The 17,207-nt window shown below is 36.5% G+C and carries 2 protein-coding genes; one reads left to right on the top strand and one right to left on the bottom strand.

All coding sequences use genetic code 11. The annotated features are described in order from the left end of the window. Nucleotides 1-8: 8 nt before the first annotated feature. Nucleotides 9-563: a lipocalin family protein gene (locus ACW5R3_RS11735; protein ID WP_456577206.1), complete on the bottom strand. Its 555-nt coding sequence runs from the start codon at nt 561-563 to the stop codon at nt 9-11. Between the two features lie 209 nt (nt 564-772). Here ACW5R3_RS11735 and ACW5R3_RS11730 point away from each other — a divergent pair, with 209 nt between their 5' ends. After that, a complete protein-coding gene (locus tag ACW5R3_RS11730) occupies nt 773-17,176 on the top strand; it encodes a PKD domain-containing protein (RefSeq protein WP_456577205.1) in 16,404 nt (5,467 codons plus the stop codon). The last annotated feature ends 31 nt before the right edge of the window (nt 17,177-17,207 follow it).

The following is a 17,207-nucleotide window of genomic DNA, read 5'->3' as shown; positions in this document are numbered from 1 at the left end:
AAATAAATTTAATTAGATAAATTAGGGTTTGTTTTGTTATGAGAGACCCATATAAGTTTAGAGGTGTCAAAACCTATAGCTTCAGCTTTCTTTAAATAATCAGCTTTTATAGTTTCTGGAACTTCAGGTTCACGTGACAAAATCCAAAGATAATCTAAGTTTTTTCCAGCAACCAATGCGTATTGGTAATCAGCATCAATGGCAATTACATTATAGCCGGAATAGAATGGTCCAAAAAAAGATACTTTAAGCTTAGCAATAGAATCATTTTCTACAAATTTAGCTTTACCTGTGGCTTGAGTCCATTCTTCTTTTTTAGTATTGTAACCTTTATTGATAACTTTAATTTTACCAGATTCCATTATGCTATAAGTAGCGGTTGTATTGTTTAAGTTTTTCTCAAATTTAAAATCTAACCGTGCTATTTCATACCATGTGCCTAAATATTTGGTCTTGTTAAAGTTCTGAACGGGGACTGCTTTTTTTGGAATAGTTTGGCAAGATTGAAACAAGCTCATAAATAGCAATATAGCAAGTACATATAGTTTGTTTTGTGTTTTCATAGATTTAATTTTAAGATGATTACTTATATGTTAATCTTTTTAGAAATTAACTGCGCTTTAAGTAATTTAAAAATTAGTTACTAAATGTACTATAACCCTAATTATATGTGTTTTATCGAAAAAAAGTATTAATTTTAACATAAAAATAAGAAATATAGACTGTTTTTTATTTTTGCACAGTCATCATAAACGCTATTAAAAGATATTATATGCGCAACAACTACCCAATCAACAATTCTCCTCAAAAGTTGAATTTTTTTAAATTTATTTTACTGTTTTTTGTTTTTACATTAAGTTTTAATTCTGCAAATGCTCAATCATGTACCATTAATAGTGGACTCGATCAAACTATTTGTGAATTTGATTTATTTCAGTTAGATGGAAGTAGTCCTGATACGTATGCAGAAGGCCCTACATGGACTCAAATTAGTGGGCCGTCTGTAATAATAAGTGATCCAACTATTGATAATCCGATAATTACAGGTTTTACAGGAGGTAATACTTATGTTTTTCAGTTATCAGCTGTTTGTTTTAATGGTGCGCGTCCAGCTCAACAAGTAACAATTACAGTTGAGCCAGTAACCCTTGCAGATGCAGGTGAGGATATTGTGTCTTGTCCAGATAGTTCGGGGTCATTAATAATATATGGTAACACTCCGGAGAACCCAGGAGAGGATGGAAATTGGTCTATTGTTGGAAGTAATAATGCGGGGGTTGTAATTAATCAACCAAACTCGCCAACTTCAACTATTACACTACCTGAAACGAGTTCAGGTTCCACAACATTAAGATGGACAATTACGGGGCCTCAATATGCGCCTGCGCAATTTTGTGAATCGTATTCAGAAATAACCGTTACTAATTATGGTGGCGAAACAATAGTTGATGCAGGACCCGATCAAACTCTATCAAATTGCTTTACTGTAAGTGAAGGTACAAACCTGAATGGTTCTTTTGCTGGAAATAATATTAATGGTCAACAAGGAACGTGGACATTTGTTAATGGACCATCCAATCCTAATATCGTTGATGTTAATGATAATAATACAGAAGTTAATGGGTTAGTTGAAGGTACTTATGTGTTTAGATGGGATGTATCAGGACCTTGTGTTACTGGAAGTGATACGGTTACTATAACCGTGCCACCAGCTACGCAAGATGTAACCCAAGCAACTGTAGCGAATAACAATCAACATTTCTGCGATGCTAGTATTACAGAAACAACACTTATAGGTTCTACACCAGACTTTACAAATGAAACTGTTTTATGGGAACAAACATCGGGACCTAGTGCAACTATTGTTGATCCTACAAGTAGTACTACTTTAGTAACTGGCTTGTCGAACCCCAATGTTTATGAGTTTAAGTTTTCTATAGTTAATAATGTTACAGGATGTGTTACTGATGATTCGGTAAGCGTTAGGTATAATGTTAGTTCGGTTAGTATTAGTGTGAATTCAGGAGAAGATATTGTTGCAGATTGTGAAAGCTCTTCTGTTGAAGTACCTTATACGTCTACAGGCGGAAGTAGAACGGAATATAGTATTGTAAGCGGGCCAGAGGATTCTGCTTTAACATTTCCTACACCCTATGTGAATTTAGGAGGTTCCGGTAATAGTACCGTAACTATTGATGATTTTGATGTTGCTGGTGCTTATAAAGTTAATTTTGTTAGATATACAAATGGTAACCTTGTTGAAGATTGCTCCGTAGCCAATGAGTCTATAACCATTTTTATTTCAACAGTACCTTCAGGAGCTAGTGCAGGTTCTAATCAAGCTTTTTTATGTGGACAAGTTGAAGGAACTTTAGCAGGTAGTGAAACGCAAATAGGAGAAACGTCAGTTTGGTCTCAAGTAACAGGGCCTAGTACAGCAAGTTTTGATGATATTTATTCGCATATCACAACAATTTCTGGTTTAGTACCTGGAATATATGTTTTCAGATACACCGTTTCAGGAGGTGTAAATTGTTCGCCAAACGCTACGTCAGATACTTTTGTTTATGTGTCTCCACTAGATAATGGACCGTCATTAGCTGGTGCCGATCAAACAGTATGTGTAGATGCTACGGTACAATTAGCTGCTAACACACCAAATATTATATTAGAGGGAACTTGGAGTGCATCTGATCCAAGTATTGTTTTTTCAGATGTAAATGATCCTAATGCAACTGCAACAGGTTTTTCGCAAACAGGAACAGATTATACGTTAACATGGTCTATAGATAATCAATACGTAGATTGTGGACCTCCTGCTGTAGATGATGTTGTAATTTCAACTTCAAGTTTGCAAGCAACTACAACAGCATATGCAGGTGAAGATTTATGTTTGCCTGACGGTACTACTTCAATTACAGCTCTAGAAGGTAATGCAACAGCTCTTAATGAAATAGGTACATGGACACAAGTTTTAGGGCCTAATTCGGTTACTTTTACTGATCCAAATAGTCCAACAACTGAAGTTACTGGGCTTGTTAATGGTGAATATGAATTTAAATGGGAAATTGCTTTCAGACCAATTGTTCCAAATCCGTGTTCTACATCTTCCGATGTAGTTAATGTTGTGGTAGCAGATACAGGTGCCAACGTTGCAGCAGGTCCAGATCAAAGTTTATGTTTAGATCCTTCTCTTTTATCTTTTACCATGAATGCAACAGATCCAGTTCCTTTGGGAGGTACTGGAACTTGGAACTTAGTTTCTGGTGGTGGTTACACTGTGGATGATATTAATAGCCCAACAGCAACTTTTACAGATTTATTAGATGGTATTTATGTTTTTGAATGGGTTATTACTTATAGCGACTGTGTTGTTTCTGGTACACCCGATCAAGTTCAAATAGAAGTAGGTGTGCCTGCTACAGAAGCAGTCATTCAATCAAGTGATTCGGTTTTATGTGGTGAAACAAGTATAACTTTAGAAGCAAACACACTAAATAATCCAAATACAGAGAGTGGTAATTGGACATTGGTTTTTGGACCTAACTCACCAACAATTGACAATCCAGGAAATCCTATAATAAATGTTTCTGGTTTAACAACTGGTTCATATGTATTCAGATGGACAACGGTAAGTGGTTCTTTATTATGTCCGAATGATTTTGATGAGGTTACCGTTGATGTTTATGCACCATCATTACCAATTTCAGATCAAGATTTATGTGAAGTATCTAGTGTTTTTCTAGAGGCAAGAACAGGAACAACAGGAACATGGACAATAGTTTCTGTTGATGGATTAACAGGAGCAGCAGATATTGCACCGTATACACCTTCACAAACTCCAAGTAATAGTAATTTAGCCAATGCTCCTGTGGATGCTGGTCGTGAATATGTTTTTGAATTTACAACTGATTATACAGGTACTGGGGCTTCATGTAATAATAGTGTACAAACAACTGTTAGAGTTTCTGACGGTCCTAGTGAGGATGCTGATGCAGGTTCTGATCAAGTTATTTGTACTGGTGATACAACGTCAGTTACTTTAACTGCAGGAAATACAGCAATTCCTTCAGATGTTGAATCTGAATGGCGATTATTAGCTCAGCCAGGAGGCGCTAGTTTAACTTTTTCAACACCTAATAATAGTACAACGACAGATGTGTCGGGATTAACAGTAGCTGGTGTTTATGTTTTTGAATTAAACTTTAAAACCGAATTCTGTACTGATGATGCTGATGTGGTACGTGTAGAAGTTTATGATGCCCCGGAACCTGTTGATGCTGGAGCCGATCAGCCATTGGCGTGTCAGGAAAATACACAGTTAAATGCAACAACACCAACGGTTGGTTTGGGTACGTGGAGTTTTGCTTCACCTGTCGATGATCCTTCTGGTGGGGTAGTCGTTATTGATAGCCCAAATAACCCGCAAACAACATTATCAAATATTCCTGATGATGCCGGAAATGATGGTTTAGAGGATGTGTATACGTTAACATGGACTGTTTCATCAGGACCATTAACCGCTCCTTCTTTATGTGGGCCGCAGTCTGATACTGTTGTATTAACCTATACGGGTGTGCCTCCATCACAAGCAATAGCAGGTGATGATCAAGAATATTGTGATGCTACTCAAGTTATTTTAAACGCAGTACCGCTAACTGAAGGTGTTGGAACTTGGACTCAAACAGAAGGTGCTTCAACCACTATAACAGCACCAAACAACCCGAGTAGTTTAGTTTTAGGGCTTACAGCTGGTGAATACGAGTTTACTTGGACAGCTACAGGAGGTGGTTGTAGTTCAAGTGATAGCATGCGTGTCGTTATTTATGATGATCCAGTTTCTGCCGATGCAGGTCCAGATCAAACTTTACCTGAATTTGAAGTCATTACCTTAGAGGCTGTTCCAGCATCTGTAGGTACTGGAACTTGGTCTCAAATTTCAGGACCAACTACTGTTAGTTTTAGTGATGTTAATAACCCTAATGCTTTAGTGTCTGGGACAACCTATGGTACTTATGAATTTCAATGGTCTGTTAATAATGGAACTTGTAGTACAGCGTTAGATACGGTGACAATTATTGTTCAGTCTATTTCAGATTTAGAATTAAGTAAAACAGTAGCTCCAACAAGTGCTAATATTGGATCGGTTGTAACATTTACAATTGCCGTTTTCAATAACAATGAAAGTGCTACCAATATGGATGCTACTGGTGTAGCTGTTAAGGATGTATTACCACTTGGTTATACTTTGGTTTCTGGTTCTGTATCTAATGGAGGAACTTACGATTTAGCAAGTCAGACACTTACTTGGTCTAATTTGGATATTGCTAATGGAGAAACTCTAAACCTAACGTTCAATGCTACAGTTAATGAAACGGGGTCTTACTTAAACGTAGCTGAAATATCTGCTAGTGATAATTTTGATTCAGACAGTACACCAAATAATGATGATGGAGACCAAAGTGAAGATGATGAAGATCAAGCTGAAGTTACTATCGAGTATGCAGATCTATCATTAAGTAAAACAGTTTCAACTATAAGTGCAAGTATAGGAGATACAGTTGTGTTTACGCTAATTGTCGCTAATGAAGGGCCCGATTCGGCAAGCCAAGTAGAGGTTTTAGACTTGCTTCCAAACGGTTATACTTATATAAGTGATGATGCTAGTGGTGAATATAATTCAATTTCAGGATTATGGAATGTTGGAGATGTCGCTGTTGGCGATTCTGAAACCTTAAACATAACAACTACAATTAATGCACCATCGTCCGTATCTAATACTTATTTAAATGTTGCTGAAATTATAGCTAGCAATCAAATAGATCCGGATAGTACACCAAATAATGATGATGGTGATCAAAGTGAAGATGATGAGGCTAATGCTGAAACACTACTTCAAGAGGCAGATTTAGAAGTTACAAAATCTGTAACGCCAGGTTCAGGAGCTGTTGGAGAAACAATAACATTTAATGTTTTAGTACAAAATAACGGCCCTGGAAATGCAACAGGTGTTAAAATTGAAGATTTATTACCTGATGGGTACGATTTAGTGCCGGGTACGATATCAAATGCTGGTATTTACCTTTTAGGCAGTAATTCTATTGAATGGTCTGAAATAGCTATCACAAATGGAGACGCTATTACATTAAGCTATGATGCCATCGTAACCGATTCTGGGAATTATACCAATACCGTTCAAATTGTAGCTAGTGATTTAGCTGATCCAGATAGTACACCAAATAATGATGACGGCGATCAGAGTGAAGATGATGAAGATGTTGCTATATTCAATGTGGAATCTGCTGATTTAGAATTAACGAAAAGTATTAGTTCTACAAGTAGTGCTACGCCAAATATAGGCGATACAATTACGTTTGAAGTTACAGTTGTTAATAACGGACCAAACGATGCTACTAGTATTTCTGTAGAAGATATATTACCCATAGGATATACTGTAACTCCGGGAACTATTTCGAATGGCGGTACACAAGCAGGTAATCTGATAGGTTGGAATAATTTAAGCCTAACTAATGGAAATAGTATAACACTAAGTTATGATGTAATTGTAAATGCTCCTGAAGGTGTAAACGATGAATACACAAATTACGCTCAAATAACAAGTAGTGATCAAGCTGATCCAGATAGTAATCCATCAACAGGATTTACTGATGATGATTTAGATGATGGTATCGTTGATGATGACGAAGATACTTTTGTTATCACGCCACAAACAGCCGATTTATCAATCACTAAAACAGTTAGTAATACCAATCCAAATGTTGGTGATGTAGTTAGTTTTACAATTGCTATTAGTAATGCGGGTAGTGTAGAAGCTACAGGTGTTTCACTGCAAGATGTGGTGCCGGTAGGTTATAGCAACCTAAGTAATATTAGTAATTCAGGAGTTGCAACAGGCAATCAAATAGATTGGACAGGCTTTAATGTGCCTTTAGGTGCTGATACAGTTGTGGTAACTTTCGATGCTACAGTAAATGCACCAAGTGGTGCGGTTGATGAATATTTAAATACCGCTCAAATTACTGCTTCCAATCAATATGATGTAGATAGTACTCCAAATAATGATTCTGGAACTCAATCAGAAGATGATGAGGATGCTGTAGCAGTAAGTATTCAGCAAGCCGATTTAAGTATTGTAAAAAGTGTTAGTAATGCCAATCCAAGTGTTGGAGAGGCTATCGTTTATACTTTAGTAGTTACTAACTCAGGACCAAATATAGCTACAAATGTAGCAGTAGAAGATGTGTTACCAAGTGGTCTATCATTAACTGCGGTTAATGATGGTGGAACTCAAACAGCTAATACTGCGCAATGGTCAGGATTAACAGTTGCAGCCAATAATGGTAGTATTCAACTGACTTATGAAGCAGAGGTTAATGCACCAACAGGAGCAACGGATGAGTATCTTAATATTGCTCAGATAACGGGAGCCGATCAGTATGACCCAGATAGTAATCCATTAACAGACGAAACAGTAGATGAGGATAGTAATGGAAATGGTTTTGATGATGATGAAGATAGTTTAGTAATTACACCAACTCAAGTCGATTTATCTCTAACGAAGACATTAGCTACGGGAAGCGCAACACCAAACATTAATGATACCTTAGTGTTTGAATTGATTATTACAAATAACGGCCCTAATGACGCTTCAGGTGTTTCTGTTGAAGATGTATTACCTGTCGGGTATACCTTAGGTGCGGTTTTTAATGCAGGTGTAGCAACAGGAAATATAGCAAATTGGAATGGTTTATTTGTTCCTGCTAACGGAAGTATCGCTTTAAGTTATCAAGCTACGGTAAATGCGCCAACTGGAGCAGTAGATGAATATGTTAATACAGCTCAAATAACAGCGTCTGATCAATTCGATACAGATAGTACACCAAATAATGATGATGGTGATCAAAGTGAGGATGATGAAGATGCTTATGTGATTACCTTACAAGAAGCAGATCTATCAATTGATAAGTCTGTAACAGATAATAATGGTGGTTTTGTAAATGTAAATGATATTTTAACTTTTACAATTGCCGTTAATAATGATGGGCCTTCTGAAGCCACTCAAGTTAGTTTGAATGATGTGTTACCAATTGGTTATACCTTAGTTCCAGGAAGTATTGATAACAATGGTATATATAATGTAGGTGATACATCAATTACATGGACATTTGCTAGTCTTCCATTAACAGGAGCTATAGTTTCATATCAAGTTCAAGTTAATGAGCCAACAGGAGCAATAGGAGAATATATGAATACTGCTCAAATTATAGGCTCAAATCAGTTTGACCCAGATAGTACACCAAATAATGATGATGGCGATCAAAGTGAAGATGATGAAGATGCAGTTGAAGTTCAAGTGAATGTAGCTGACTTAGAATTAACAAAAGGTATTAGTGCTACAAGTAGTGCTACGCCAAATGTTGGTGATACAGTAACTTTTGAAATAACAGTTATTAATAACGGTCCTAATGCTGCAACAGGTGTTTCTGTTGAAGACTTGCTACCTGATGGTTACTCAGTAGTTTCTACTTCGATAAGTGATGGAGGAACACTTATGGGGAATCAAATTAATTGGTCAGGATTATTGTTGTCAAACGGAGCTAGTATAATATTAACTTATGAAGCAGTAGTAAATGCTCCTACTGGAGATGATAATGAATACACAAACTATGCTCAAATAACAGACAGTAATCAATTTGATCCAGATAGTAATCCATCAACAGGATTAACTGATGATGATTTAGATGATGGTATCGCCGATGATGACGAAGATACTTTTGTTATCACGCCACAAACAGCCGATTTATCAATTACTAAAACTGTTAGCAGTACCAATCCAAATGTTGGTGATGTAGTTAGTTTTACAATTGCTATTAGTAATGCGGGTAGTGTAGAAGCTACAGGTGTTTCACTGCAAGACGTGGTGCCAGTAGGTTATAGCAACCTAAGTAATATTAGTGATTCAGGAGTTGCAACAGGCAATCAAATAGATTGGACAGGCTTTAATGTGCCTTTAGGTGCTGATACAGTTGTGGTAACTTTCGATGCTACGGTAAATGCACCAAGTGGTGCGGTTGATGAATATTTAAATACGGCTCAAATTACTGCTTCCAATCAGTATGATGTAGATAGTACTCCAAATAATGATTCTGGAACTCAATCAGAAGATGATGAGGATGCTGTTGCAGTAAGTATTCAGCAAGCCGATTTAAGTATTGTAAAAAGTGTTAGTAATACCAATCCAAGTGTTGGAGAGGCTATCGTTTATACTTTAGTAGTTACTAACTCAGGACCAAATATAGCTACAAATGTAGCAGTAGAAGATGTGTTACCAAGTGGTTTATTATTAACTGCGGTTAATGATGGTGGAACCCAAACAGCTAATACTGCGCAATGGTCAGGATTAACAGTTGCAGCCAATAATGGTAGTATTCAACTGACTTATGAAGCAGAGGTTAATGCACCAACAGGAGCAACGGATGAGTATCTTAATATTGCTCAGATAACGGGAGCTGATCAGTATGACCCAGATAGTAATCCATTAACAGACGAAACAGTAGATGAAGATAGTAATGGAAATGGTTTTGATGATGATGAAGATAGTTTAGTAATTACACCAACTCAAGCCGATTTATCATTAACTAAAACTGTTGTAAATAATGAAACAACACCATTAATAGGTGCTCAGATAACATTTGAGGTTAGACTTACAAATGATGGACCAAATAATGCAACTGGCGTAGATGTAAGAGATTTATTACCTTCAGGTTTTGAGTATGTTTTGTATAGCTCAACAGCTGGTGTTTATAATCATATAACAGGGTTATGGCGTGTTGGAGATATTGCTTCAGGTGCAACAGAAATTTTATTAGTTGATGTTATTGTTAATGAAATAGGAGATTACCTGAATGTAGCTCAAGTTTCAGCTGCGGATGTATATGATATAGATTCTACACCAAATAATGATGATGGCGATCAAAGTGAAGATGATGAGGCTAGTGTACTAGTTGTTCCTGTACAACCTATTGCAGATTTATCATTAACTAAAACCGTTATTGGAGGAAATACAAGTCCTTTAGTTGGTTCTCCTTTAGCCTTTGAAATTATTGTAATGAATAATGGACCTCAAGATGCAACAGGTGTTCAAGTTACCGATTTATTGCCGTCAGGATTTTCATTTATTTCATTTAACACTTCGTCAGGTACATATAATAGTGCAACTGGAGTTTGGAATACAGGTAGCGTTGCTAATGGAGTTTCAGAAACATTAGTAATTAATGCTTTTGTAAATGAATCAGGTGAGCATTTAAATAGTGCAGAAATTACAGCAAGTGATATTGCAGATTCCGATTCAACTCCTAATAATAATGATTCTAATGAGGATGATCAGGACAGTGTGTTAATAACACCAATTCCATTACAAGCCGATTTATCTTTAACAAAAATTGTAGTTAATGGCGATACATCTCCATTACAAGGTACACAGGTTACTTATCAGATAACAGTAACCAATGATGGACCACAAGATGCTACAGGAGTTGAGGTTTTAGATTTATTACCTTCAGGATTAGACTTTGTAACTTTTAGTACATCTTCTGGAACTTATAATAGTGCAACAGGAATATGGAATCCAGGAACTATAATAAGTAATGGTTCTGAGACTTTATTAATAGATGTATATGTAAATGCATCAGGAAACTATTTAAATGTAGCACAAGTATCAGCGTCCGATGTTTTAGATGTGGATTCTACACCAAACAATGATGATGGAGATCAGAGTGAAGATGATGAGGATAGTGTGCTTTTGACTCCTATAACTGCTATAGCAGATTTATCACTTACAAAAAATGTTGTAGGTGGAAATACGTCACCTTTAGTTGGTTCGCAAATAACATTCGAAATTACAGTTAGTAATGACGGACCAAATTTAGCAACAGGTGTAGAAGTCACAGACTTATTACCTGTAGGTTTCGATTTCGTATTATTCAGTGCTACTTCAGGTACCTATAATGAAGTAACAGGTTTATGGACGGTTGGTTTTATTCCAAATGGAAGTTCTCAAACGTTATTAATTGATGCAACTGTTAATTCAGCAGTTGGAACACCTAACGAACATTTAAATGTCGCTGAGGTTACTGCAAGTAATATAAACGATTCCGATTCACAGCCAAACAATGATGATGGAGACCAAAGTGAAGATGATGAGGATAGCATCCTTATCACGCCAATAGAACCAGTAGCTGATTTATCATTAACAAAAACAGTTGTAGATGGTAATACATCACCATTAGTTGGTTCTCAAGTTACATTTGAAATAACAGTTAGTAATGATGGACCTAATTACGCAACCGGCGTTCAGGTAACCGATGTGTTACCAGCAGGATTCAACTTTGTATCTTTTAGTTCAACATCCGGAACTTATAACCAAGCAAGTGGTTTATGGAATGTTGGTTTAATATTAAACGGTACATCCCAAACATTACTAATTGATGCCGTAGTAAATACAGCTTCTGGTTTACCAGACGAATATTTAAACGTAGCAGAAGTAACGGCAAGCGATGTAAATGATTCCGATTCAACACCAAATAATAATGATGCATCTGAAGATGATCAAGATAGTATACTTCTTACACCAGTTGAAGCTTTAGCCGACTTGTCAATCACGAAAACAGTTATAAACGATAATACGTCACCATTAGTTGGATCTCAAGTTACGTTTGAAATAACCGTTAGTAATGATGGTCCAAATGTAGCTTCAGGTGTTGAAGTAACAGATTTATTACCAGCAGGATTTAGCTATCAATCATTTAGTGCTACCTCAGGTATTTATAATGCAGGTACAGGTTTATGGTCTGTAGGGTTAATAGCAAATGGCGGTTCTCAATCTTTATTGATTGATGCCCTAGTAAATGCTCCAACAGGATCAGCCGATGAGTATTTAAACATTACCGAAGTAGTAGCAAGTGATGTTGTAGATCCAGATTCATTACCAAATAATGATGATGGTGATCAAAGTGAAGATGATGAAGCTAGTATTTTACTAACACCTGTTAATTTAGTAGCCGATTTATCATTAACGAAAGAAGTGGTAAATAATGAACTGACACCATTAGTAGGAACACAAATAACATTCCAATTGACAGTAACTAATGACGGACCACAAGACGCAACAAACGTTAGTGTTACGGATTTACTACCAAGCGGATTTAGTTATGTGTCGTTTAGTACCTCTTCAGGAACGTATAATAATACGACAGGAGTTTGGACAACAGGAACTGTTTCAAACGGTGCATCTGAAACATTATTAATAGATGTTTTAGTGAATGAGTCAGGCGATTATCTAAACACAGCAGAAGTAACTACTTCCGATATATTTGATGTCGATTCTACACCAAACAATGATGATGGTGATCAGAGTGAAGATGATGAAGCAGGCGTGTTAGTAACACCAATTCCATTACAAGCCGATTTATCATTAACGAAAGAAGTAGTGAATAATGAACTTAATCCATTAGTAGGAACACAAATAACATTCCAACTGACAGTAACAAATGACGGGCCACAAGACGCAACAAATGTTAGTGTTACGGATTTACTACCAAGCGGATTTAGTTATGTATCGTTCAGTACCTCGTCAGGAACGTATAATAATACGACAGGAGTTTGGACAACAGGAACTGTTTCAAACGGCGCATCTGAAACATTATTAATAGATGTTTTAGTGAATGAGTTAGGCGATTATCTAAACACAGCAGAAGTAACTGCTTCTGATATATTTGATGCCGATTCTACACCAAACAATGATGATGCATCTGAAGACGATCAAGATAGTGTTCTTGTGTCACCAGTAGAATGGATGGCCGATTTATCACTTACAAAAACAGTTGTAAATGATAATACGTCGCCATTAGTAGGCACGCAAATAACATTCGAAATTACAGTTAGTAATGATGGACCAAATATTGCTACCGATGTTCAGGTAACCGATGTGCTTCCTGTAGGTTTCGATTTTGTGTCTTTCAGTTCTACATCCGGAACCTATAACCAAGCAAGTGGTTTATGGACGGTAGGTATTATAGCAAACGGTGGTACACAAACGTTATTAATTGAGGCGTTAGTGAATGCACCAAGTGGAGCTTCAGATGAGTACTTAAACGTAGCAGAAGTAACGGCAAGTTCAGTTGCAGATATAGATTCTACACCAAACAACGATGATGGCGACCAAAGTGAAGATGATGAGGATAGTATCCTTATCACGCCAATAGAACCAGTAGCTGATTTATCATTAACAAAAACAGTTGTAGATGGTAATACATCACCATTAGTTGGTTCTCAAGTTACATTTGAAATAACAGTTAGTAATGACGGACCTAATTACGCAACCGGCGTTCAGGTAACCGATGTGTTACCAGCAGGATTCAACTTTGTATCTTTTAGTTCAACATCCGGAACTTATAACCAAGCAAGTGGTTTATGGAATGTTGGTTTAATATTAAACGGTACATCCCAAACATTACTAATTGATGCCGTAGTAAATACAGCTTCTGGTTTACCAGACGAATATTTAAACGTAGCAGAAGTAACTGCAAGCGATGTAAATGATTCCGATTCGACACCAAATAATAATGATGCATCCGAAGATGATCAAGATAGTATACTTCTCACACCAGTTGAAGCTTTAGCCGACTTGTCAATCACGAAAACAGTTATAAACGATAATACGTCACCATTAGTTGGATCTCAAGTTACGTTTGAAATAACCGTTAGTAATGATGGACCAAATGTAGCTTCAGGTGTTGAAGTAACAGATTTATTACCAGCAGGATTTAGCTATCAATCATTTAGTGCTACCTCAGGTATTTATAATGCAGGTACAGGTTTATGGTCTGTAGGGTTAATAGCAAATGGCGGTTCTCAATCTTTATTGATTGATGCCCTAGTAAATGCTCCAACAGGATCAGCCGATGAGTATTTAAACATTACCGAAGTAGTAGCAAGTGATGTTGTAGATCCAGATTCATTACCAAATAATGATGATGGTGATCAAAGTGAAGATGATGAAGCTAGTATCTTACTAACACCTGTTAATTTAGTAGCCGATTTATCATTAACGAAAGAAGTGGTAAATAATGAACTGACACCATTAGTAGGAACACAAATAACATTCCAATTGACAGTAACTAATGACGGACCACAAGACGCAACAAACGTTAGTGTTACGGATTTACTACCAAGCGGATTTAGTTATGTGTCGTTTAGTACCTCTTCAGGAACGTATAATAATACGACAGGGGTTTGGACAACAGGAACTGTTTCAAACGGCGCATCTGAAACATTATTAATAGATGTTTTAGTGAATGAGTCAGGCGATTATTTAAACACAGCAGAAGTAACTACTTCTGATATATTTGATGCCGATTCTACACCAAACAATGATGATGGTGATCAGAGTGAAGATGATGAAGCAGGCGTGTTAGTAATACCAATTCCATTACAAGCCGATTTATCATTAACTAAAGAAGTAGTGAATAATGAACTGACACCATTAGTAGGAACACAAATAACATTCCAACTGACAGTAACAAATGATGGGCCACAAGACGCAACAAACGTTAGTGTTACGGATTTACTACCAAGCGGATTTAGTTATGTATCGTTCAGTACCTCTTCAGGAACGTATAATAATACGACAGGAGTTTGGACAACAGGAACTGTTTCAAATGGTGCATCTGAAACATTATTAATAGATGTTTTAGTGAATGAGTCAGGCGATTATCTAAACACAGCAGAAGTAACTGCTTCTGATATATTTGATGTCGATTCTACACCAAACAATGATGATGGTGATCAGAGTGAAGATGATGAAGCAGGCGTGTTAGTAATACCAATTCCATTACAAGCCGATTTATCATTAACGAAAGAAGTGGTAAATAATGAACTGACACCATTAGTAGGAACACAAATAACATTCCAACTGACAGTAACAAATGATGGGCCACAAGACGCAACAAACGTTAGTGTTACGGATTTACTACCAAGCGGATTTAGTTATGTATCGTTTAGTACCTCTTCAGGAACGTATAATAATACGACAGGAGTTTGGACAACAGGAACTGTTTCAAACGGCGCATCTGAAACATTATTAATAGATGTTTTAGTGAATGAGTCAGGCGATTATCTAAACACAGCAGAAGTAACTACTTCTGATATATTTGATGCCGATTCTACACCAAACAATGATGATGCTTCTGAAGACGATCAGGATAGTGTTCTTGTGTCACCAGTAGAATGGATGGCCGATTTATCATTAACAAAAACAGTTGTAAATGATAATACGTCGCCATTAGTAGGCACGCAAATAACATTCGAAATTACAGTTAGTAATGACGGACCAAATATTGCTACCGATGTTCAGGTAACCGATGTGCTTCCTGCAGGTTTCGATTTTGTGTCTTTCAGCTCTACATCCGGAACCTATAACCAAGCAAGTGGTTTATGGACGGTAGGCATTATAGCAAACGGTGGTACACAAACGTTATTAATTGAGGCGTTAGTGAATGCACCAAGTGGAGCTTCAGATGAGTACTTAAACGTAGCAGAAGTAACGGCAAGTTCAGTTGCAGATATAGATTCTACACCAAACAATGATGATGGCGACCAAAGTGAAGATGATGAGGATTATGTTTTAGTAACACCGGTAGAGTCGATGGCTGATTTATCATTAACAAAAACGGTTGTAAATAACAACGTGAATCCAAATGTGGGTGAGCAGATTACTTTTGAAATTACAATTACTAATAACGGACCTAATGTAGCAACAGGTGTACAAGTAACAGATTTACTACCAACAGGATTTAATTATGTTCTGTTTAGTTCTACATCTGGAACTTACAATCAAGTGTCAGGTATATGGGATGTTGGTCTTATAGCAAATGGCGGAACTCAAACATTATTAATTGATGCCTTAGTAAATGCACCAAGTGGTGTTACTAACGAATACCTAAACATTGCGGAGGTAACAGCTAGTGATATTGCAGATATAGATTCTACACCAAACAATGATGATGGTGATCAAAGTGAAGATGATGAAGCTAGTGTTTTAATAAGACCATTAACAGCTGATTTAAGTTTAGTTAAAACAGTTAGTAATGTAAATGCTAATGTAGGCGATGTAATTACGTTTACACTTCAAATTAACAATGCCGGAGCAGATACAGCTACGGGAGTTGCTGTTGAAGATATTTTACCTGTTGGTTATAGTAATGTTACTAATATTTCTAATGGAGGTAACTTACTTAATAATACTATAGATTGGTCGGCTTTAAATGTGCCAGTTTCAGGATTAACTTTAAGTTATGAGGTTACTGTAAACATTCCAACTCTTGCAACCGATGAGTATTTGAATATTGCTCAAATTACAGCTAGTAATGAATACGACTCTGATAGTACTCCAAATAATGATGATGGAGACCAAAGTGAAGATGATGAGTCATATGCAACGATTAATGTACCAACAACAGATCTAGAAGTACTTAAAGCTGTAGATTCAGAAACACCACGAATAGGTGATGAAATTACATTTACCGTTTCAGTTAATAATTTAGGAAGTTTAGATGCCACTACAGTAGATGTTATAGATCTTTTACCTTCAGGATATCAGTTTATAAGCTACACGGCAACTTCTGGTGATTATGATGCTGTAACCGGATCTTGGTTAATTCCTATTGTACAAGTAGGGCAAACTGAAGAGCTGAATGTTGTTGTAAAAGTTATGGATGTTAATGACTATCTAAACATTGCCAGTCTTGGGTATTTAGATCAGATAGATTCAAATGATTCAAACAATTCAAGTGAAGTGAGTATTTCGCCTTCTTGTTTAAAGATTTACAATGAGTTTTCTCCAAATGGTAACGATAAAAACGAAGTATTCTATATTGATTGTATAAATAACTATCCAAATAATGCCTTAGAAATCTATAATAGATGGGGTAACTTAGTTTTCAGTATGAAGGGCTATGATAATTCATTTAGAGGTGACTCCAATGGAAGATCCGTATTTAAAAAGGATGAAGAATTACCAGCAGGAACTTACTACTACATCCTAGATTTAGGAGACGGTTCCGAAAGAATATCGAGCTGGTTATACATAGCACGATAGTATTAAAATAAAAAAAAGTGATTTTACCTCA

The sequence above is a fragment of the Algorimicrobium bowmanii genome, from assembly GCF_054031195.1.
Note: the sequence above shows the minus strand (reverse complement) of the source record. Positions and strands in the feature narration are given on the sequence as shown.